The organism is Streptomyces changanensis (genome assembly GCF_024600715.1).
Classification (GTDB): Bacteria; Actinomycetota; Actinomycetes; order Streptomycetales; family Streptomycetaceae; genus Streptomyces; species Streptomyces changanensis.
In genome coordinates this window covers 5,415,779-5,435,626 of record NZ_CP102332.1, presented here as the reverse complement: position 1 = coordinate 5,435,626, position 19,848 = coordinate 5,415,779, and the positions used below count along the sequence as shown (strand labels likewise).

Annotated in this window: 20 protein-coding genes; 1 reads left to right on the top strand and 19 read right to left on the bottom strand. The window is 74.0% G+C overall.

The genetic code is table 11. The features are described 5' to 3' along the window. Nucleotides 1-66: 66 nt before the first annotated feature. The gene (locus NRO40_RS23765) at nt 67-726 is read left to right on the top strand and encodes an HAD family acid phosphatase (RefSeq protein WP_058942532.1); all 660 of its coding nucleotides are present in this window, start codon (nt 67-69) and stop codon (nt 724-726) included. Here the strand turns inward: NRO40_RS23765 and NRO40_RS23760 are convergent. The 19 genes from NRO40_RS23760 to NRO40_RS23670 all read right to left on the bottom strand — a co-directional run bounded on the left by NRO40_RS23760 (nt 705) and on the right by NRO40_RS23670 (nt 19,832). After that, nucleotides 705-992, bottom strand: a complete 288-nt coding sequence (locus NRO40_RS23760; RefSeq protein WP_157901873.1) for a hypothetical protein — start codon at nt 990-992, stop codon at nt 705-707. The two genes, NRO40_RS23765 and NRO40_RS23760, sit on opposite strands and share 22 nt — an antisense overlap. A gap of 195 nt (nt 993-1,187) precedes the next feature. Next, nucleotides 1,188-2,114, bottom strand: a complete 927-nt coding sequence (locus tag NRO40_RS23755; RefSeq protein ID WP_232791093.1) for a LuxR C-terminal-related transcriptional regulator — start codon at nt 2,112-2,114, stop codon at nt 1,188-1,190. A 258-nt stretch (nt 2,115-2,372) separates the two neighbouring features. After that, a complete protein-coding gene (locus tag NRO40_RS23750; protein WP_079047101.1) occupies nt 2,373-3,848 on the bottom strand; it encodes an aldehyde dehydrogenase family protein in 1,476 nt (491 codons plus the stop codon). Nucleotides 3,849-3,967: 119 nt separating this feature from the next. Beyond that, nucleotides 3,968-4,864, bottom strand: a complete 897-nt coding sequence (locus NRO40_RS23745; RefSeq protein ID WP_058942534.1) for an isocitrate lyase/phosphoenolpyruvate mutase family protein — start codon at nt 4,862-4,864, stop codon at nt 3,968-3,970. A 38-nt stretch (nt 4,865-4,902) separates the two neighbouring features. Then, nucleotides 4,903-5,487, bottom strand: coding sequence for a thiamine pyrophosphate-dependent enzyme (locus tag NRO40_RS23740; protein WP_058942535.1), 585 nt, complete (start codon nt 5,485-5,487; stop codon nt 4,903-4,905). Next, on the bottom strand, nt 5,487-6,008 hold the full coding sequence (locus NRO40_RS23735; protein ID WP_058942536.1) for a thiamine pyrophosphate-binding protein: 522 nt from the start codon (nt 6,006-6,008) through the stop codon (nt 5,487-5,489). Before NRO40_RS23735 ends, NRO40_RS23740 begins: the two co-directional genes overlap by 1 nt. 29 nt (nt 6,009-6,037) lie before the next feature. Then, complete coding sequence (locus tag NRO40_RS23730) at nt 6,038-7,360, bottom strand: ATP-grasp domain-containing protein (protein WP_058942537.1); 1,323 nt, start codon at nt 7,358-7,360, stop codon at nt 6,038-6,040. Beyond that, nucleotides 7,357-8,397: a P-loop NTPase family protein gene (locus NRO40_RS23725; protein WP_058942538.1), complete on the bottom strand. Its 1,041-nt coding sequence runs from the start codon at nt 8,395-8,397 to the stop codon at nt 7,357-7,359. The genes NRO40_RS23730 and NRO40_RS23725 overlap by 4 nt, the downstream gene beginning before the upstream one ends. A gap of 43 nt (nt 8,398-8,440) precedes the next feature. Next, nucleotides 8,441-9,298, bottom strand: a complete 858-nt coding sequence (locus NRO40_RS23720) for a TauD/TfdA family dioxygenase (protein ID WP_157901874.1) — start codon at nt 9,296-9,298, stop codon at nt 8,441-8,443. Between the two features lie 43 nt (nt 9,299-9,341). After that, nucleotides 9,342-9,815 (bottom strand): adenylyl-sulfate kinase, encoded by a 474-nt coding sequence (locus tag NRO40_RS23715; protein WP_058942540.1) that lies wholly within the window; start codon nt 9,813-9,815, stop codon nt 9,342-9,344. After that, a complete protein-coding gene (locus tag NRO40_RS23710) occupies nt 9,812-11,203 on the bottom strand; it encodes a cation:proton antiporter (RefSeq protein ID WP_058942541.1) in 1,392 nt (463 codons plus the stop codon). The genes NRO40_RS23715 and NRO40_RS23710 overlap by 4 nt, the downstream gene beginning before the upstream one ends. Next, nucleotides 11,200-12,501 carry a sulfate adenylyltransferase subunit 1 gene (locus tag NRO40_RS23705; protein WP_058942542.1) on the bottom strand — a complete coding sequence of 434 codons (1,302 nt, stop codon included), beginning with the start codon at nt 12,499-12,501 and terminating at the stop codon, nt 11,200-11,202. The genes NRO40_RS23710 and NRO40_RS23705 overlap by 4 nt, the downstream gene beginning before the upstream one ends. Before the next feature lies 1 nt (nt 12,502). Continuing rightward, nucleotides 12,503-13,426: a sulfate adenylyltransferase subunit CysD gene (cysD, locus tag NRO40_RS23700; RefSeq protein ID WP_058942543.1), complete on the bottom strand. Its 924-nt coding sequence runs from the start codon at nt 13,424-13,426 to the stop codon at nt 12,503-12,505. Continuing rightward, a complete protein-coding gene (cysC, locus tag NRO40_RS23695) occupies nt 13,423-14,016 on the bottom strand; it encodes an adenylyl-sulfate kinase (protein WP_079047103.1) in 594 nt (197 codons plus the stop codon). Before cysC ends, cysD begins: the two co-directional genes overlap by 4 nt. A gap of 46 nt (nt 14,017-14,062) precedes the next feature. Further along, complete coding sequence (locus NRO40_RS23690) at nt 14,063-16,075, bottom strand: inositol monophosphatase family protein (RefSeq protein WP_232791094.1); 2,013 nt, start codon at nt 16,073-16,075, stop codon at nt 14,063-14,065. Next, the gene (locus NRO40_RS23685) at nt 16,041-17,348 is read right to left on the bottom strand and encodes an MFS transporter (protein ID WP_058942544.1); all 1,308 of its coding nucleotides are present in this window, start codon (nt 17,346-17,348) and stop codon (nt 16,041-16,043) included. Before NRO40_RS23685 ends, NRO40_RS23690 begins: the two co-directional genes overlap by 35 nt. Before the next feature lie 93 nt (nt 17,349-17,441). Further along, nucleotides 17,442-18,500 (bottom strand): aspartate carbamoyltransferase, encoded by a 1,059-nt coding sequence (pyrB, locus tag NRO40_RS23680; protein WP_058942545.1) that lies wholly within the window; start codon nt 18,498-18,500, stop codon nt 17,442-17,444. A gap of 179 nt (nt 18,501-18,679) precedes the next feature. Continuing rightward, nucleotides 18,680-18,919, bottom strand: coding sequence for a hypothetical protein (locus NRO40_RS23675; protein ID WP_058942546.1), 240 nt, complete (start codon nt 18,917-18,919; stop codon nt 18,680-18,682). A 37-nt stretch (nt 18,920-18,956) separates the two neighbouring features. Beyond that, entirely contained in the window at nt 18,957-19,832 is an 876-nt protein-coding gene (locus NRO40_RS23670) for a TauD/TfdA family dioxygenase (RefSeq protein ID WP_058942547.1), read from the bottom strand. Between the last annotated feature and the right edge of the window lie 16 nt (nt 19,833-19,848).

Genomic DNA, 19,848 nt, shown 5'->3' with positions numbered 1-19,848 from the left:
TGACGCGAACATGCCGATTCACGGGGTGGCGGAGCCGCCCACCCGATCCGAAGAGGAGTGGATCCCATGCACGCACCCGGAAGAGCACGTCGGTGGAGCGCCGCCCTGGCCGCCTCGGCCGCCCTGACCCTCGCCCTGCCCGCCCAGGCGACCGCGGCCGCCGCGGCGGAGCCGGCCGAGCGGCGGGCCGCGGCCGTCGCGACGCACGGCGGACTCGCCCAGCTGCGGGGCGTCGACTACACCGCCTGGCAGCGCGACGTGGCCACGGCGCTCACCTCCGCGCGCCCCTACCTGGAGCAGCGCACCGCCGGCGGGTCGGGACAGAAGCTCGCGATCGTCCTGGACATCGACAACACGTCCCTGGAGACGGACTTCCACTACTTCTGGGAGTACCCGACCCCGGCCGTCCGCCCCGTCCTCGACCTCGCGCGCTACGCCCACTCGCGCGGCGTGGCCGTCTTCTTCGTCACCGCCCGCCCCGGCATCATCCACGACCTCACGGCGCACAACCTGAAGGCCGTCGGCTACCCCGTGACCGGGCTGTACGTCCGGGACCTGCCCGACCTGTTCGAGGAGGTCGCCGCGTACAAGACCGAAAAGCGCGCCGAGATCGAGGCCAAGGGCTACACGGTCATCGCGAACATCGGCAACCGTCCCAGCGACCTGACGGGCGGCCACGCCGAGCGCACCTTCAAGCTGCCGGACTACGACGGCAAGCTCTCCTGACGTTCCCCGGCACCGGCCGGCGCGGCGCCGCGGTGGCGGTCGAACCCCACCCGCACCGTGGCGTCGCACAGGCCGGTCACCCACCGGTGCGCGGGGGTCTCCAGCGCCGCGGAGGCCGGCACACCGTCGAGCACCCTGCGGACGGCGGCGAGGGCGCCGTTCCCCGCCACCTCCAGCGACCCGCCCAGGACGTACAGGACGCCGCCCGCCCCGGAGGGGCCCGTCTCCGCGACCGCCGGGGGTCTATGCGCGTAGAAATGTTCCACAGTGCAACCTGGGATCCGCTGAAGCTCCTGGGCGACAGCGCCGATGTCCAAGGCGACCCCGTGCTGCCCTGGGGAATCCAACCGGATGTGGATCGCGTACATGCGCAACATGATCGCATCGCGACCGAGAAGAGGGCAGCAGGGCGACTGGCCTCTAACTGCCATGACAGCAGGCGGCCTTCCCCGGGAGGGCGCCTACAGCCAGCCGCAGCGGGCGGCGAGCAGACCTGCCTCGAAGCGGCTGCGCGCACCCAGTTTGCTCATGATCTCGGCCATCATCCGGCGCACCGTGCGCAGCGAGACGCCGAGGCGGCGGGCGGCCACCTCGTCCGTGCTGCCGGTCTCCAGCAGCCTGAGCAGCTCCAGCTCCTGGGCGGTCGGCTCGCCGGCCTCGGCGGACTCGACCGCGCCGAGCGGCCGGGCACGCTCCCAGTACGACTCGAAGAGGCTGACCAGCGCCGCCAGTACGCCCGGGGCGTGGACGACCACCGCGCCCGCGCGGCTGTTCTCGGGGTCGACGGGCAGCAGCGCCTGCGTGCCGTCCACGATGAGCAGGCGGACGGGGAGGGAGGGGATCGTCCGTATCTCGCCGCCGAGTCCGGAGAGCCAGCGGGCGTACTCCATGGTGGCGCGGTCGTTGCGGACGCTGTCGAGGTACAGGGTGCGGATGCGCACGCCCGCGGCGAGACTGTGCTCGTCCAGCGGACGGCTGGCGTTGAGGGCGTCCTCGCTCTGGCCGCCGCCGGGCATGAAGGAGAGCAGCTCGTGCTTGGCGAGGGTGGCGAGTTCGGCGAGCCGGGAGCGGACGGCGACGACGTCGTCGAGCCGCTCCAGCCCGATGTTGCCCCGGTGCCCGCAGTTGGAGGAGTACGCCACGGCCAGCTCGGCGGCGAGCGCGCGGGCGGCGGCCAGTTGGGTCTGCTGCGCCTGGATCTCCAGTTCCCGCCGGTGCAGCAGGGCGGCGAGGGCGATGCCGGGCGGGAGCGCGACCGGAGCGGCCGCCGTCCCGCCCGAGTACAGCATGGACAGTTCGGCCAGCTCGTCGAGGCAGGCGCGCACCTCCGGCCCGGTCATGCCCAGGTCGCCGGCGATCTCGGCCACGCCCCACCCCGGCTGGGACACGATTAGCCGGTACACGTCAAGACTGCGCCCGTGGAGCCCCAGAAGGGACGCCAGTGGCCTCTGATCAGGATCGTCGTCGGAGTGGTCGACCGCCTCAGTGACCCGCCTCACCGCTCACGCACCTTCCCCCCAGTGCCTTGATCATATCGCCAGCGTGCATGGTAAGGGCTGGGGGCGGGGTTCCGAGAGGGGGTCCGAGGATCGAGCGCGCGGACGCGGCGTGGGCCCACGACCGCGGGCCGTGACGGCGGGCCGGGGTCAGTAGCTCACGCAGGCCGTGCGCCACTCCGTGTAGAAGTCCCAGACCTGCGGGGAGCATTCGGCCGGGCCGTACTGGGACTCCTTCGCCCCGACGTGCGGCATGTGCGGGTACGCGCCGACGCCGGGCCGGTTGACGTGCAGCATGCCCGCGTCGATGCGGTCGAGCGCCCGCAGGGCGAGGCTCTGGTCACCGGTGAAGACGGCCGCGGCCATGCCGTAGCGCACGGAGTTCACGACGCGCAGCCCGTCCTCGAAGCCGTCGCAGTCGATGACGGAGAGGACCGGACCGAAGATCTCCTCCTGGGCGACGAAACTGTCCGCTTCGACGTCCACCAGGACGGTCGGGGCCATGAAGCAGCCGTCGGCGAGGGCGCCGCCGAGGCGCTCGCCGCCGCGGACGACGGACGCCCCGTCCGCCACGGCCCGGCGGACCCCGTCCACGCAGGCCCGCAGGCGCTCCTCGGAGACGACGGGGCCGAGCCCGGCGTCCGGGTCGAGGCCGTCCCCGGCCGTGAGGGCGTCCGCCCGCGCGGTGAGGCGCGCCACGAGGCCGTCGCGGACGGCGCGGTCGACCACGACGCGGCTGGTGGCCGAGCAGCGCTGTCCGGCCTGGCCGAAGGCGCCCGCGACGATCGCGTCGGCGGCCAGGTCGAGGTCCGCGTCGGCGAGCACCAGGGCGGCGTTCTTGCCGCCCATCTCCAGCTGCGTCCGCAGGAAGCGGGGCGCGCCGGCGGTGTGGATGGCCCGGCCGACCTCGACGGAGCCGGTGAAGGAGACGCCTGACACGGCCGGTTCGGCGACCAGCGCCTCGCCCGCGGCGCGGCCGCCGTGGACGAGGTTGAGCACCCCGCCGGTCGCCCCCGCCGCCAGCAGGCACTCCACCAGCAGCGCGGCGGTGTACGGGGTGAGCGGGGACGGCTTGAGGACGGCGGTGCAGCCCGCGACGAGGGCGGGGGCCGCCTTCCAGGCGGGGATCGCCAGCGGGAAGTTCCACGGGGTGACGAGGCCGACCACCCCGATGGGGTGGCGCCGGGTCAATGCCAGGGTGCGCGGGTCGTCGGCGGGCAGGGTCGCCCCGCCGAGCCGGCGTCCCTCACCGGCCGTGTACTCCATCAGCGCGACGGTCCGGTCGACCTCGCCGCGCGCCTCGCGCAGCAGCTTGCCCTGCTCACGGGTGATCGCCACGGCGAACTCCTCGCGGCGCTCCCGGACGAGGGAGGCCGCGCGCATCACGATCTCCCCGCGCCGGACGGGGCCCAGGTCGTGCCAGGCCGGCAGCGCGGCGGCCGCCGCCGCGACGGCGTCGCGCACGTCGGCGGCGTCTGAGTCGGCGCTGCGGCTGACGATCTCGCCGAGCCGGGCGGGGTTGCGGTTCTCCTGGCGGCGGCCCGACAGGGCGTCGCGCCAGGTGTCGCCGACGAGGTTGCGCACCTCTACGACGGCCGGTGCGGGGGCGGTACGGCGGGGCTCCATACTCTTCCTTTGTCTGGCGTGCGTCGGGGCGGCCCGCCCGGGGCTCGGGAACCCGGGCGGACCGGCGGGCGGCGGACCGGCTCGCGCGCGGGGGCGCCCCGGGCCGGGCCGGCGCCGGGTCAGTCGAGCGGCGCGGCGTAGGTGGCGGTCAGCCGGTCGTGGCGCTGCTGGAGCGCCAGCAGCTCGTCGACCCGCTGGAGCGCGAACACGTCCTTCAGCGCGGCGATGGAGCCCTCCACGCCGTAGGTCGAGCCGGCGCCGCCGATCTGGGCGAGGACGTCGCGCATGGCGCTGATCGACGCCCGCAGCCCCTGGTTGGCGTAGATGACCCCGCCGAAGCCGCGGGTGGTCAGCTCGTCCGCGGTGACCTGCGGGTACGTCGTGGGCACGACGATGACGGGCAGGGCGCCGCGGTAGGACTCGCGGAAGGCGAACACCTCGTCGGGGGCGCTCTGCTTGGAGTGGATGAGCAGGGCGTCCGCGCCGGCCCGCTCGTAGACGGCGGCGCGGCGCAGCGCCTCCTCCATGCCGGCCCCGGCGATCAGGGCCTCGATCCGCGCCACGACCACGAAGTCGGGGTCGGTGCGGGCCTCCTTGGCCGCGGTGATCTTCGCGGCGAAGTCGCCGAGGGGGGCGAGGTCCTGGTTGCCCTCCACGAAGCTGTTCATCTTCGGGAACATCTTGTCCTCGATGCACACGCCGGCCATGCCCCGCGCCTCGTACGAGCGGATCATGTGCACGACGTTGCCGACGCCGCCGAAGCCGGAGTCGCAGTCGGCGAGGACCGGGATCCCCACGGCGCCGGCGATCTCGGCCGCCGCCTCCAGGCACTCGGCCATGGAGAGGATGTTGGCGTCCGGGATGGCGCGGGCGGCCGAGATCTCCAGTCCGCTGGCCCAGATCGCCTCGAAGCCGGCCTCCTCGCCGAGCTTGGCGCTCAGGGCGCCGTGCGCCCCCATGATCCGGGCTATGGCGGGGCCGTTCAGGGCTTCACGCAGGGCACGGGTCTTCGACATTCGGGCAACTCCTTCACAGGTGGGGTGGGTCCGGGAGGTCAGGCGGCGACCGGGTCGAGCGCGGCGGAGAGCCGCTCGACGATCTGCTGCGGGGTGTGCGTCACCCGGCGCCCCGGGCCGCCGGTGCGCGGTCCGGTCAGCGCGTGCAGCAGGGCGGGCCGCGGGGTCAGGTCGGCCGCCCGGAGGCCGGCGGCGTCCTCGACTCGGACGGCGTGGGCGTATCCGGCGGCGAGCGCGAGGGCGGTGAAGTCGGCGCGTCCCACGGTGGCCTGGCCGCCGGTGCTCTCGTGCATGCCGTTGTCGACGACGACGTGGAGCAGGGGGACGCCGGCGCCCGCGACCAGGGGCAGTACGCCGAGGTTCATCAGCAGGGAGCCGTCGCCGTCGAGGGCGATCACCGTCCGCGCGGGGCGGGCGAGCGCGATGCCGAGGGCGACGGGCGCGGCGATGCCCATGGAGCCGACGAGGTAGAAGTTCTCCGGCCGGTCCGCCGCGTTGAACAGCTCGCGGGTGGTGAAACCACAGGTGGAGACGATCACCGCGTCGGGGTGCCGGTCGAGGAGCTCGGCGGCGACGTCGGAGAGCGTCAGCGCGGCGGAAGGGGTGGGGGCGGGTGCGGACATCAGATGCCTTCCCGGACGACGAGCACGCCGCAGCGCTGCTCCTTGTCCATCAGGTCGATCACGGTGGCGACGGAGGCGGCCGGGTCGGCGTGGTCCAGGACGGTGTACGGGAGCCGGAACAGCTCCAGCAGCCGCAGCAGCTCCGCCCCGATCACGTCGTGCTCGACGGCGTCGTTGCCGTCGTGGCCCCGCCAGCTGACGATCAGCAGCACGGGCACGTCGTAGATGAGGTTGAACGAGGTGATGACGTTGAGGGAGTAGCCGAGCCCCGAGTTCTGCATGAGGACCACGGCGCGCTCCCCGGCGACGACGGCTCCGGAGGCGATGCCGATGGCGCTGTCCTCGCGGGGTGCGGGGACGTAGCGCAGCCGGGCGAGCCGGGCGTCGTCGCCCGGGTCCTCCAGGAGGCGGAACGCCCCGGTGAGCAGGGAGCACGGGACGCCGGTGGCCAGCGTGAAGCCGTGGTCCACGAGGCTGTCGAGCAGGGCGCGGGCGGTCGCACCCGTGGCGGTGGAGTGCATGTCGGCCTTCCGTCGGTGGGGTCGGTGCGTCAGGGGGTCGCGGCCGCGCGGGCCGCGGGCGGGCCGCCGGCGAGCGGGACGAACTCAGCCCGGTAGGCGTCCTCCACCCGCCGTGCGGTGGCGAGGCAGGAGCGCATGTCGTCACCGGTGACGAGGAAGGTGAGGACGTTGTAGGGCCGATCCGGGTGGAGCTCGGCGCCCGGCGCGAACCGGGTCTTGCAGAACACCAGCTCCGGGAAGGCCGCGAGCAGTTCCTCGCGCGGTGTCTGCGCGGTCATCCGCACCGGTTCGGCGGGCGGCGGCACGCAGCGGTACAGGGCGTGGCGGACCCGGCCGTAGTCACCCTCGGGCGGGCGGCCCAGGGCGAGCCTGACGACGTCCGCGGCGATGTCGGCGCCGGTCGCGGCCCGCAGCAGATGGCCCATGGGGCCGCCGAGGCGGGCGTTGAGCTCGATGCAGGCGGGGCCGTCGGGGGTGAGCTTGAGCTCGACGTGGGTCGCGCCCCAGCGGATCCCGAGGGCTCCGATGATCCGGCCGGTGTGGTCGAGCACCTGCCGCTGCCGGTGGGCCGGCAGGGAGGTGGGGGCGGCGTGGCCCGTCTCGACGAAGCCGTGCTGCGGGAGTTTGTCGGTGATGCCGACGTGCGTGACGCGGCCGTCCGCCACCAGGGACTCGACGCTGACGTAGTCCGCGAAGCCCGGCTCCTCGTACCACTCGTCGCCGACGAGCAGCTGTTCGAGGACGAACAGCGGCTCGGGGTCCAGCAGCGGCGACTGCCGGTACGCGGTGAGCGCCTCGGCCAGCCGGGCGCGCAGCTCCGCCTCGTCGTGGACCTTGCTGACGAGGAAGCTGGCCGCGCCGTGGACGGGCTTCAGGATGGCCGGGAAGCCGACCTCGGCGACGGCCTCGGACACGTCGCCCTGGTCGCGGACGACCCGGAAGCGGATCGTCTCGACGCCGGCCCCGCGCAGTCGGCGCCGCTGGTCCAGCTTCGACTGGGCGGTGCGGACGGCGCCGGGCGGGTTGCCGGGCAGGCCCAGCAGCTCCTGCGCCTCGGCCTGCGCGACGATGAGCGGTTCGCCGAAGGTCGCCACGCCGTGCAGCGGGCGCCGCCGGTGGAGTTCGGCGAGCATGCCGGGGATCTCGCGGTGGTCGCCGGTGGCGAGCCATTCGCCAGTGCACTCCCGGCTCCAGCGCTCCTTGAGGGCGGTGGCGGCGGCGGCCGTCGGGCCGCCCTCGTACCAGACGACGGTGACCTGGCGGGTGACCGTGATGGCCGCCTCCAGGGCGGCGTCCGGCGAGATACCGCCGGCGCCCAGGAGCAGCGCGACGTGCGGTGCGGCCGGGCTCACCGGGTGCCCTCCCCCGGCTCCCGGCCCGCGAACAGCACCTCGCGCACCATGCGCTCCAGGTCGTCCGGGTCGTGCGGGTCGACCAGCTGCACGCCCATGCCGCGGTCGGCGCGCTCCCGGGCGGCCATGACGTTGCGGTGGGGCACGCCGTGGACGGCGGGGATGGTGATGTCGTTGCGCCCGAGCCAGGTCTCCACCCCGAGGGAGGCCATCGTGTCGGACGGCACCAGGACCAGGGCGCGGGCGGTGGCGACGAGGCCCGGGTCGCGCAGGATGTCGGGGATGCCGGCGCCCCACAGGTCGCCGCCGAGCTCGGCGACGACGATCTCGGCGCCCTCGTCGGCGAGCCGGCCCACGAGGTGGCGGGCGGCGCCGACGACGGCGTCGGCTCCGTGCCCGTACGTGGTGCCGAGGCCGGCGTCGACGAAGTCGGCCGCGCAGTGGGCACCGGCGTCGGCGAGGGTCAGCAGGTCGCGCAGCCGGCCGGTGCCGGCCAGCTTGGTGACGCCGACCCGCAGCCCGTGGCGGGCGGTCAGGTGGTGGACGAGGGCGGAGGCGAAGGTGGTCTTGCCGACCTCGGCCGCGGTGCCGCCGACGAACACGACGGGCGTGGCCGGAACCGTGTCGGCCGCCTTGCGCCGCAGCCGCAGCACCCGCCCGTCCCGGTCGGCGGCCAGGCCGACCAGCTCCAGGGCGGTGGCGGTGCCGAGGGAGGACGGGGACGACGCGGCGATGCCGATGATGCCGCCGACCGCCATCAGGTCGGCCGGGTCGCCGGCCTTCACGGGCAGGCCGCCCTCGGGCAGCCCCCCGTAGATCGAGGTGGTGGAGTGGCGCTCGCCGAGCACGCCGACGACCTCGTCTCCGACGCGGACGCGGACGTCCCGGCCGCTGGTGTTCTCGACGGCCTTGTAGGCGCCCACCGAGACGACCCGGGCGACGACCACGTCGCCCGCCTGCCCGACGCCCTCGACGGCCGTCAGCTCGTCCGGGAGCCCGTGGGTTCCGCGCGTGCAACTCGCGATGATTCTGGTCATGACCTGTTCCAGGAGGTGGGAGGGAGGGATGGCCGGGCGGAGGTCACTGGATGTTGACGCTCCAGATGGTGCGGGGATTGACCGCCGTGCCCCCGTCCGGCGCGGTGCGGGTGGCGACCACCTCCTGGCGGCCGTGCCCGTAGCGGTCGTTGTCGATGACGACGACGTCGCCGGCCTCCATGACGTACGCCTGGTGCACCTCCGGGTCGTCGGCCGTGGCCTTGAACCGCACGACGGCCTCGTACCAGCGCTCCCCGTCCGGCATCCGCTCGGCCGCCCGGCCCAGCCGGGTGACGTCCTGGGGGAGGCGCACGGCGACGTCGTCCGGCACCGGGGTGAGCCGGGGCGTCCCGGGCACGTACAGGAAGGGCAGCGCGGAGGGCTCCTCGTCGAGGTGGGAGGCGGGGAAGCTGACCGAGTTGGCGGTGAGGAGGCGCAGGTCCTCCGCCCAGTGCTCCGGGTGGCGCTCCCGCACGGCGCGCAGGACGTCGCCCCAGCGCACGATCAGGGACTCGCCGTTGTGTCCCGGTGCGAAGTCGCGCCAGCCGGGGTCGGCCATGAGCATGGCCAGGTGGAGCGGCCGCCGCCGGGCGAAGGAGCGCCCGGTGTGCAGGGGCAGTGATCCGGCCTTCTCCTGGACGCGCTGTTCGCCACCCGGTTCGGGGGCCCGGCAGCGGACCGTGTTGACGGCCGGGTGGAGGGCGTACGCGTCGGAGGCGGAGCCGGCCGCGTAGTTCGGGCAGAGCTCGCCCAGGTGCTCCAGTAGGTCGGTGTAGCGCGCGACGTCGAGCGGGAAACCGCGGAGGTAGGCGAGCCGGTGCTCGGCGACGGAGGCGACCGTCGCGGCCCTGATGTCCGCCGGCGACATCCCCGAGCAGTCGATGGCGATGCTGTCGAACATGATCATAACCCCTTGGACGGGAGAAGGGAACGTCGGTCGGCCGTCAACTCGCCTGCACACCAAGGCCGTTGGCGACCAGGGCGGCGTACAGCTCGTCGGTCGACCCACCGGACGGCAGGGTGAGGAACGGGACCCCGCCCTCCCGGTGGCGCTCGCGTACGGACGCCAGCGCGCACTCGTCCGGCGCGACACCGGTCACGAGGACGGCGATGCCGTTGCGGGCGAGGATCTCGGCCACCAGGCCGGTCCGCAGGACGGCGGCGGCCGCGGTGTCCCCGGGCGAACCGAGCCCGGCCGTCCCCTCCAGCACCTCGACGCGGCGGTGCTCGCCGCGCAGCCGCTCGGCCAGCGCGGCGGCACCGGCGGCATGGCCCGCACCGGCGGCGTCGGGCGCCACGGGACCGGCCGCCGGGGCGGTACCGGTTGCCGCGTCCGCCGGGGCGGTACCGGCCGTCGGGGGCGCCAGCCACAGGGTGGCGCCGGGGAGACACGTGCAGACGGTCGCGTGCTGGTTCATCGGGCACCTGCCGGGATCTTGTCGGTACGGTCCGCCACGGGCGGCCGCTCCTCGTCCCCGTCGCGGGGCAGCAGGCCGCGGCGGATCGCGGACTCGAGCCATCCGCCGGCCATCAGGGAGGTGATGACGGCGGTGAGGACCAGGGTGGTGAAGAGGGTCGCGTTGATGATCCGCGCGTCGTAGGCGAGGGTCGCCAGGACGATGCCGGGGCCGCCGCGGGCGTTCATGGCGACCGCGAGGTTGAGCGCGCCCGCCCGCGGCCGGCCGGCCCAGCGGGCACCGAGGTAGACGCTGGCCGCCTTGACCACGCAGGCGAAGGCGGTGAACGCCACGGTGAGCAGGGGGTCGAAGGCGTGGACCAGGTCGAGTTTGAGGCCGACGATCGCGAAGTAGACGGGGATGAAGAACCCGGTCGCGAAGCCGCGGACGGCGGCCATCGGGTCGGGCTCGCCCGCGCCGCGGCTCCAGCTCGTCATCAGGCCCACGAGGAAGGCGCCGTACATCGGCGTGATGCCGAGGAAGACGCAGGTGCCGCCGGCGCCGAGGACCACGGCGACCTGCACGGCGACCTGGACGCCCGCCCCCGGCCGCTCCCCCGCCTCCGGCCGGCCCGCGGTCGGCCCCGGTCCGGCCGCCGGCACGTCCGGGCGGGCCGCGGTACGGCGGCGCAGGAGCGTCCCCACCCCGGCCGTCAGGCCGAAGAAGACGACCGAGACGAGGGCGTGGTAGGCGATGGCCCCGTCGCCCGTGCCCACCCCGAGCAGCGCCGGGGCGCCGAAGGCGTCGTGCGGGCCGCCGCCGACCATGCCGAGGGCGACCGCGATCACCACGTTGAGGACGATGTCCTCCAGGACGGCGACCGAGAGCACCACCCGGGCGAAGGAGGTGCCGGCGATGCCGAGGTCCATCATGATCCGGGAGATCACCGGGATGCTGGTGATCGCGACGGCGCACGCGATCACCAGCGTGAGCGCGGTGTGGTCGCCCGCCTCCCCGACGACCGAGGAGAGGTCGACGACCCGTACCAGCAGCAGACCGCAGCCGAACGGGATGACCATGCCGACGACGGCGATCAGCACCACGGCCCGCCCGTCGTGACGGGAGAACACCGCACGCATCTGCAGCCCCGCGAGGAACATGAGCAGCAGCACGCCGAGTTGGTACACGAGGGCGAGCCCGGTCGCGGCCGGCCCGGTCGGCGGGAAGAGCCACCCCTGCGCGCCGGGGGCGAGGAGGCCGAAGAGCGACGGGCCGAGCAGCAGGCCGCCGGTGATCTCCCCGATGACCGGCGGCTGCCGCAGGCGCGCGAAGAGCCTGCCCATGAGGTGCGCCGCGAGGAGCAGCAGCATCAGGGAGGCGAACAGCCGGAAGAGGTCGACGTCGGTCACGGCGCCCCCCAGGCGGACGTCTCCCCGACCAGGCCGGCCGAGCGGGTGGTGCCGTCGGCCGGGTCGATCAGGAGGAAGGCGCCCGTACGGCGGTTGTCCGCGTAGTCGTCGAGGGCGAGGGGCTCGGCGGTGCGCAGGACGACGCGGCCCAGGTCGTTGACGTCCAGGGCGCCGGCGGCGTCGCGCCGTTCCAGCGTGTCGACGTCGGTGCGGTACGTGATCTCCCGGACCACCGCCCGCACGGTCCGCGTGGTGTGCTTGAGCAGGACCTTGTCTCCGGTGCGCAGGGGGCGTTCGTGGAGGTGGCAGACGGTCGCGGTGACGTCCCGGGTGAGCCGGGGCGCGGCGCCGGCGGCGATCAGGTCGCCGCGGGAGACGTCGACGTCCTCGGCCAGCCGGACGGTGACCGACTGGGTGGCCCGCGCGGCGGACGCCGGGGTGCCGAGGACGTCGATGCCGGCGACGGTGGCCCGCTGCCCGGAGGGCAGGACGGTCACGGTGTCGCCGGGCCGCAGCACGCCGGACGCCAGCCGTCCCGCGTAGCCGCGGTAGTCGCGGTGCGCGCCGCTCTGCGGGCGGATGACGTACTGGACGGGGAAGCGGGCGGGCGCGTCCGGCGAGCCGGCGGCGACCTCGACGCCCTCCAGGTGCTCCATCAGGGTGGGACCGCTGTACCAGTCCGTGTGCGCGGACGGGGCGACGACGTTGTCGCCCTCCAGCGCGGAGAGCGGGATCGCCACGACGTCGGCGGTGCCGAGACGGCGCGCGTAGCCGGTGAACTCGTCCGCGACGGCCGCGAAGACCGCCTCGTCGTAGCCGACGAGGTCCATCTTGTTCACGGCGAGCACGAGCCGGGGGACGCGCAGCAGCGCGGAGACGGCGGCGTGCCGGCGGGTCTGCTCGACGACGCCGTTGCGCGCGTCGACCAGGACGACGGTGAGGTCCGCGGTGGACGCGCCGGTGACCATGTTGCGGGTGTACTGCACGTGGCCGGGGGTGTCGGCGAGGATGAACCGGCGCCGGGGGGTGGCGAAGTAGCGGTAGGCGACGTCGATGGTGATGCCCTGCTCGCGTTCGGCCCGCAGGCCGTCCGTGAGCAGCGCCAGGTCCGGGACGTCCTGGCCGCGGCGCCGGGAGGCCGCCTCGACGGCCTCCAGCTGGTCGACGAGGACCGACTTGGAGTCGTGCAGGAGCCGGCCCACCAGGGTGGACTTGCCGTCGTCGACGGAGCCCGCGGTCGCGAAGCGCAGCAGGGTGGCCGCCGCGGGGTCGTGCCGGGTGTGGGTGGTGGCCGTCATGTCAGAAGTACCCCTCACGCTTGCGGTCCTCCATGGCGGCCTCGGACAGCTTGTCGTCGGCGCGGGTGGCGCCGCGCTCGGTGAGGCGGCTGGCGGCGATCTCGGCGATGACGTCGGCGACGGTGGTGGCGTCGGAGTCGACGGCGCCGGTGCAGGACATGTCGCCGACCGTGCGGTAGCGGATCATCCGCTTCTCCACCGGCTCGGACTCCTTCGGACCGCCCCACTCGCCGGCGGTGAGCCACATGCCGGACCGGGAGAACACCTCGCGCTCGTGCGCGAAGTAGATCTCCGGCAGCTCGATGCCCTCGCGCTCGATGTACTGCCACACGTCCAGCTCGGTCCAGTTCGACAGCGGGAAGACCCGCACGTGCTCGCCGACCATGTGGCGGCCGTTGTACAGGTCCCACAGCTCGGGGCGCTGGCGGCGCGGGTCCCAGGCGCCGAACTCGTCGCGCAGGGAGAACACCCGCTCCTTGGCGCGCGCCTTCTCCTCGTCGCGCCGGCCGCCGCCGAACACCGCGTCGAAGCGGTGCCGTTCGATCGCGTCGAGCAGCGGCACCGTCTGGAGGGGGTTGCGGGTTCCGTCGGGCCGCTCGGTGAGCCGGCCGTCGTCGACGTACTCCTGGACGCGTGCGACGTGCAGGGTCAGCCCGTGCTTCGCGACGGTGCGGTCGCGGTACTCGATGACCTCGGGGAAGTTGTGCCCGGTGTCGACGTGCAGCAGCGAGAACGGGACCGGCGCGGGCCAGAACGCCTTCAGCGCCAGGTGCAGCATGACGATGGAGTCCTTGCCGCCGGAGAAGAGGACCACCGGCCGCTCGAACTCACCCGCCACCTCGCGGAAGATGTGCACCGCCTCGGACTCCAGGACGTCCAGGTGGGTGGGGCGGTAGACACCGGTCGCCCCGGTCACGGCACTCATGCCAGTCCCCTTCCGACGAGCAGGGCGTGGATGTCCGCGGCCGACCCGGCCACCGGCCGGCCGGCCGTGTCCAGGCGCAGGTCCGGGGCGTCGGGCTCCTCGTACGGGTCGTCGACGCCGGTCAGCCCGCTGATCTCGCCGGCGGCCTGCCGGGCGTACAGCCCCTTCACGTCCCGCTCCGAGCACACCTCCACCGGCGTGGCGACATGCACCTCGACGTACGGGGTGCCCTCCCGCCGGTGGTGTGCGCGCACCTCGGCGCGACTGTCGGCGTACGGGGCGATGACGGGCACCAGGACCTTCACGCCGTTCGAGGCGAGCAGCTCGGCGACGAAGCCGATCCGCCGCACGTTGGTGTCCCGGTCCGCGCGGCCGAAACCCAGCCCCGCCGAGAGGAACTCCCGGACCTCGTCGCCGTCCAGGACCTCGGTGCGGTGGCCGGCGGCGCGGAGGCGTTCGGCCAGGGCGCGGGCCAGGGTGGTCTTCCCGGCGCTGGGGAGGCCGGTGAGCCAGACCGTCGCGCCGCGTCCGGCGGGTCCCGCGGGGTGTGCGGGCACCGCCTCGAATGTGCTGTTGTCTGTGTCCGTCATCGTCCTTCGACCTCGGTGAGGGTGTGGTCCGGTCGGTGAGGACCGGTCAGGAGCCGGTCGTGGCCTCCGCGACGGCCGCCAGCAGGGCGGCCGCGTCCTGCGGGCGGCAGACCAGGAGGTCCGGCAGGTAGGGGTCCGCGCGGTTGTAGACCGGCGGGGTGCCGTCCAGCCGGGACACGTGCAGTCCGGCGGCGAGCGCGACGGCGGCCGGAGCGGCCGAGTCCCACTCGTACTGGCCGCCCGCGTGCAGGTACGCGCGGGCGTCGCCGCGGATCACGGCCGCCGTCTTGGCGCCCGCCGAGCCCATGCCGGCCAGCTCGGCGCCGATCCGCCCGGCGACCTGCGTGAGGAAGGCGGGCGACCGCGAGCGGCTGCCGAGGACGGGCAGGCGGTCCGCCGGGGAGTCCGGCGTGGGCGGCGGTGTGCCGGTGGACAGCGTGACGCCCTGGGCGGGCAGGGCGACGGCCCCCGCGGCGAGCCGGCCGCCGGTCCACAGGGCGACGTGCACGGCCCAGTCCTCCCGGCCCGGCTCGGAGAACTCGCGGGTGCCGTCCAGGGGGTCGACGATCCACACCCGCTCGGCGGTCAGCCGCGCCGCGTCCGCCTTCCCCTCCTCGGAGAGGACGGCGTCGCCGGGGCGCTCCGCCGCGAGCGCCGCGGCGAGGAACTCGTGCGACAGCCGGTCGCCCGCCGCCTTCAGCGCCGCCGGGTCGGCGAAGCCGGACTCCGCCCGCAGCTTCAGCAGCAGCTCGCCGGCCTCCTCGGCCAGCCGGTGCGCCAGCCGGTGGTCGTCCTCGACGGTGACCTGCTCCAGGACCCGTTCGACGTACCGCACCAGCGCCTCCGGGTCGGGGCCGCGGACCACGCCGGACAGCGGCAGGTGTTCGGGCCGGTAGGAGTGGCTGGTCGGGGTGGTCGTGCCCGGTGCGGTGATCCGGTGGCGCACCACCACGGGGTCGTCCAGCAGGGCGCGGGCGCCGCGCACGGAGACGGCCGCGCCGCCGTGGACGTGGCCGGGGAAGAGGAAGAAGCCGTGCGCGAGGCCGGGTGCGGGCGGGCCGAGGAAGCGCTCGGCGAGCGCGTCGTCCACGTCCGACGCCATGTCCAGCGTGTGCAGGTGGGCGCCGGTGCGCCGCTCGGTGACGTCGACGATGTACCCGCCGCCGCAGCGGGCCGCGACCTCCATGAAGACCGGCCCGCTCGGGGTCATGATCGCTTCGAGGTGGAAGGTGAGCGTCTCGCCGCCGAGCGCCCGCACGCAGCGCACGGCCCACTCCGTCAGCTCCGGGTGGTCGAACTGCACGGAGCCGATGGGCGCCCCGTTCTCGAAGCCCAGCGGCGTGCCGACGTAGCGGGACGGCTGGGCCACCACCGCCTCGCCCTTGAAGAGGAAGCCGTCCACGTGCCAGATCGGGCCCTCGACGTACTCCTCCAGCTCGTACCGGGCGGCGAACCCGCCGCCCGTGCCCTGCTCCGTGCCGGTCTGCGCGGCCGGGTCCGCGGGGGACTGCGCGGCGGCGGCGCGGACGAACTCCAGCGCCTCGTCGAGGGTCTCGAAGAGACGTACCCCCTGGCTGCCGCCCTCGTCGCGCGGCTTGACGATGGTCCGGCCGCGCCAGCCGGGGCCGGCGCCGGGCCGGTCCGGGGCGGCCGGACCGTCCGGGGCTGCCGGCCGGTCCGCGGGGACGAAGCGCGGCACGCGGAAACCGGCCCGCGCCAGGGTCCGCTTCATGGTCACCTTGTCGCGGAAGTTGCGCGCCGCCGCGGCGCCCATGCCGGGGATGCCGAAGGCGTCGCGCAGCTCGGCGGCCGGGGTGATCAGCTTCTCGTGCCGGGCGATGATCCGCTGGAACGGCGGCTGCCCGGCCATCCACGGCCGCAGCTGGTCGGCGACGGGCCGGGCCGGGTCCAGGGGGAACGTCCCGCAGCGGACATGGGCGGGGATGTTGGCGAGGTACTGCGGCGTCCCGGCGTACACGACGTCGTGGACGGAGTGGTCGATGGCCCGCTCGTAGGCGAGCCGTTCAAACAGGTTCTGATGCAGGACCAGGATGCGCACCGGCGTTCTCCCTGAGGGTGAAGTGGATGACGGCCCACGCGGCGGCGGCGCACAGCCCCATGAAGACGAAGAGCAGTTCCCGGGGGAACAGCGTCAGCACGAGCCCGCCCGCCGCGGGCCCGAGGCCGAGACCGAGGTTGCGGAGCGTGGCCGCACCGAAGTACGTGCCGCGCAGGTCGGGTGGCGCGAGTTCGTCCACCACGACGCTCACCGTGGGGACGACCAGGACCTCGGCGAGGCTGATCAGCACGACCAGCGCCACGAGGGCCGCCCGGCCGGAGCCGGTGAGCGGGAACAGCAGGCAGACGACCGCGAACAGCGCGTTGCCCGTGAGGAGGGTGCGCCGGGGGCCCAGCCGCTCGGCGGCCCGGGAGGCAAGCGGCTGGAGCGCGATGACGGCCACGGCGTTGACCGTGAGCAGCACCGCGAAGAAGCGGATCCCGTCGGGGAACCCGGTGCTGACGATCCGCGAGAGGTTCGACTCGATCTGGCAGTACGCCAGGGTGAACAGGATCATCGACACGGTGAGGCTGCGGAACGCCCGGTCCGCCGCGAGCACCCGCAGCGCCCCGGTGAAGCTGCGCCGGTCCCCCGCCGCCTTGGCTCCCGCCGCGGGGGCCGAGGCGGCGGGCGTCGGGACGGGGGCGCCGTACTCCGTGCCCCGGCCGAGCCACGCGTACGCGAGCGCGAAGAGCAGGTAGCAGCCGCCCGCGATGACGAAGGCGAGCCGGTCGGAGGCGAGCCCCAGGAAGGCCCCGGTCGGCGGGCCGACGGCCACGGCCGTGTTCGTCAGCACGTACCGGTGGCGGAAGAGCACCGGCCGCTGCTCCTTCGGCAGGCTGTCGGCCATCACCACCTGGGTGACCGGCCAGAAGAACGCCGACATCACGCCGTACGAGACGTTCAGCACCCCGAACAGCACGGGGAACGCCAGCGACTGCCGCAGGTACGTGGCCACGGCGAACAGCAGCCCGAAGACCAGCGCGGTGCCGAAGAGCCCGACGAGCAGGATCCGCCGCCGCCCGATCCGGTCCGCGAGGACGCCGCTGAAGAAGCCGGCGGTCAGCGAGCCGATCTGGTTGAGCCCGACGAGCAGCCCGATCACGTGGGCCGGCAGGTCGGCGTTGCGGCTCAGGAAGATCGTCATGAACGGAATACAGAGATACGACACGAGCTTCAGGAAGAACGTGCTCGCCATCGTCACCGCGACGATCGGATGCCGGTAGGCGGCGAAATCCCGTCGGCGTTTCTCGCGGCGCGTCTCACCACTCATGGAATTCCTCTTGGCTCGGACGCGGGAACGCCGAAGCGGGCCGGAGGTCTCCGGCCCGCTTCGGCGTTCGTCTGGGTGGTTCGTGTCTGTCGGCTACGCGATGCCCTCCACCGCGGTGTTGCGGTAGAAGGGGGCGTCGTCGGGGCCCGTGAAGTCCGGCCGGTACCAGGTGGCCGGGCGCAGCGAGGGCCGGATGGCGTCGGCGACGCCCAGCACCGACGCGAAGAGCGCCATGCGGATCGGGATGCCCGCGTCGGTCTGCCGGAAGATCGCCAGCCGGGGGTCGGTGTTCAGGTCCGTGCCGAGGTCGTTGGCGGCGGGGCGGCTGTCCCGGGGCAGCGGGTGCATGATCACCGTGTCGGGGCGGCAGACCCGGTCCACCAGCGCGCGGTCGATGCGGAACTCGTCGCTGTACGGGACGGGCAGGTCGGCGAAGCGCTCCGTCTGCAGGCGCGTCGCGTACACCAGGTCGGCGTCCCGCAGGCCGGCCTCGGGCCGGTCGCTCACCTCGACGTGGTGGCCGCGGCTCGCGGCGAGTTCCAGCAGCGGAGCGGGCATGCCGAGGCTGTCGGGCGAGACGCAGACCAGCGTCAGCTTGTCGTACCGGGACAGCAGCTTGATCAGCGAGTGGACGGTGCGGCCGTGGCGGAGGTCGCCGACCATGGCGATCCGGGCGCCGTCGATGTCGCGGCCGAGGCGGTGGAACTCGCGGTGCATGGTGAACATGTCGAGGAGCGCCTGCGTGGGGTGCTCGCCCGCGCCGTTGCCGCCGTTGACGACGGGGACGTGGGTGGCGTCGGCGAACTCGTGGACGGCCGCCTCGTCGGGGTGGCGCATCACGACGAGGTCGCAGTAGCCGCTGACGACGCGGCTGGTGTCGGCCAGCGACTCGCCCTTGGCGATCGACAGCAGCTCGACCCCGGTGGTCGTCGTCACTCCGCCGCCCAGGCGCAGGAAGGCCGACTCGCAGCTCAGCCGCGTGCGGGTGCTGGCCTCGAAGAAGAGGCTCGCCATCACGGCGCCCTCGAGGACCCGCGTGACCTTCCGGCCGCGGGCCACCGGCGTCAGGACGTCCGCCAGTTCGAAGAGCCGCTCCAGGTCGTCCCGGGTGAAGAGGTCGCTGGAGAGAATGTGCTTTCCGGTCAATGACATGACGACTCTGACTTTCTCTATGACACCGGGTACAGCCCTCGGCCGCGGCCATTCTACGGGCCGGGAACAGTGCCGGGAATTGCCTCCCCGCCGGGCCCGCGGGGGCCCGGCGGGGAGGCGTCACCACCGCGGCGGAGCGGTGTCACCGCCCCGGCGCGGGGCGGTGGGAGCGGGTCCGCCTACCGGTCGGCGAGCGCCACGAGCTGCACCGACGAGACGTTGCGCTGCTCGACCTCCTTCAGCGACGAGACGGCCGTGTCGAGCGACTGCGCCGCCGCGTTCGTCCCGGGGCCGGCCATCAGCGCGTCGAGCTCGCCCTGGAGCTCGGCGCAGACGGCGGCCAGGTCGGCCTGCTCGGCCGCCTGCCCGGTCGGCTCGGCCGCGTCCTCGCCGGGGGTGGTGGGGACGGGGTTGTCCATGTGCTTCTCCTTCTGGGTGTGACGGTGTTCGCCCCGGTCAGCGGACCGTGACGCTCCACAGCTCGCGGTCGTTGGTCCGCGCCTCGCCGTCGACCGCGTACTCGCCGACGATCTTCTGACGGCCGTGCGCGAACCGGTGGTTGTCCAGCAGCAGCAGGTCGCCGCGCTCCATCGGGAAGCAGGAGAACAGCCCGTCCTCGACGCTGGCGTCCAGCAGGTAGTCCAGGGACTTCCGGTAGGCGTCGGCGTCGGGCAGCTGGTCCTCGATGCCCGCGATCTTGTCGCGCAGGTCCTGCTTGAGCCGGACGCCCACGTCGTACCGCCCGCGGGAGTCGTCCAGCGGGTAGAGCAGCGGCAGGTCGCTCAGCTCCTCCCGCACGTTGTTGGCCCGGAAGGTGATCGGCGTGCCCGACAGCCGCGCGAAGTGCTCCTCGAACACGGCGCCGTCCCGCTCGGCGAGCCGGGTGAACAGGTCGTACCAGGAGACCACGACGGACTCGCCCCGCTGCCCGGCCGGGACCTCCCGCCAGCCGGGCTCCACCATGAGCATCGCGAAGAACGCCGGGCGGGGCGTGCACCAGGAGCGGGCGGAGTGCGGCCGCAGACCGCCGGCGACGTAGTGGACGGACTGGGCGCCCTCGGTCTTCTTCTTGTACTTCACCCGGTTGATCTGCGGGTGCGGGTCGGTCTTCGCCAGCTCGCTGAGCGAGGAGTAGTTCCGCAGCGGTTCGCCGAAGGCGCCGAGGAACTCCAGGTAACGGTCGGGGTCCAGGGGGAAGTCGCGGACCAGGCAGATCCTGTTCCGCCCGACGACCTCGCGGGCCGCGGCGACGGTCTGCGCGACCGTCCGGCCGGCCGCGGACACGGACTCGTCCTGGATGGTCCGGGCGAGCCGGTCCTCCGTGATCGTCATGGTCGTTCTCCTTTTC

Excerpts from the sequence above, each read along its gene's own strand:
- NRO40_RS23765 (WP_058942532.1), top strand. The coding sequence starts at position 67 with ATGCACGCACCCGGAAGAGCACGTCGGTGGAGCGCCGCCCTGGCCGCC.
- NRO40_RS23750 (WP_079047101.1), bottom strand. The coding sequence starts at position 3,848 with ATGGAGCCCCGCCGTACCGCCCCCGCACCGGCCGTCGTAGAGGTGCGC.
- NRO40_RS23745 (WP_058942534.1), bottom strand. The coding sequence starts at position 4,864 with ATGTCGAAGACCCGTGCCCTGCGTGAAGCCCTGAACGGCCCCGCCATA.
- NRO40_RS23740 (WP_058942535.1), bottom strand. The coding sequence starts at position 5,487 with ATGTCCGCACCCGCCCCCACCCCTTCCGCCGCGCTGACGCTCTCCGAC.
- NRO40_RS23735 (WP_058942536.1), bottom strand. The coding sequence starts at position 6,008 with ATGCACTCCACCGCCACGGGTGCGACCGCCCGCGCCCTGCTCGACAGC.
- NRO40_RS23725 (WP_058942538.1), bottom strand. The coding sequence starts at position 8,397 with ATGACCAGAATCATCGCGAGTTGCACGCGCGGAACCCACGGGCTCCCG.
- NRO40_RS23720 (WP_157901874.1), bottom strand. The coding sequence starts at position 9,298 with ATGTTCGACAGCATCGCCATCGACTGCTCGGGGATGTCGCCGGCGGAC.
- NRO40_RS23715 (WP_058942540.1), bottom strand. The coding sequence starts at position 9,815 with ATGAACCAGCACGCGACCGTCTGCACGTGTCTCCCCGGCGCCACCCTG.
- NRO40_RS23705 (WP_058942542.1), bottom strand. The coding sequence starts at position 12,501 with ATGACGGCCACCACCCACACCCGGCACGACCCCGCGGCGGCCACCCTG.
- cysD (WP_058942543.1), bottom strand. The coding sequence starts at position 13,426 with ATGAGTGCCGTGACCGGGGCGACCGGTGTCTACCGCCCCACCCACCTG.
- cysC (WP_079047103.1), bottom strand. The coding sequence starts at position 14,016 with ATGACGGACACAGACAACAGCACATTCGAGGCGGTGCCCGCACACCCC.
- NRO40_RS23685 (WP_058942544.1), bottom strand. The coding sequence starts at position 17,348 with ATGAGTGGTGAGACGCGCCGCGAGAAACGCCGACGGGATTTCGCCGCC.
- pyrB (WP_058942545.1), bottom strand. The coding sequence starts at position 18,500 with ATGTCATTGACCGGAAAGCACATTCTCTCCAGCGACCTCTTCACCCGG.
- NRO40_RS23675 (WP_058942546.1), bottom strand. The coding sequence starts at position 18,919 with ATGGACAACCCCGTCCCCACCACCCCCGGCGAGGACGCGGCCGAGCCG.
- NRO40_RS23670 (WP_058942547.1), bottom strand. The coding sequence starts at position 19,832 with ATGACGATCACGGAGGACCGGCTCGCCCGGACCATCCAGGACGAGTCC.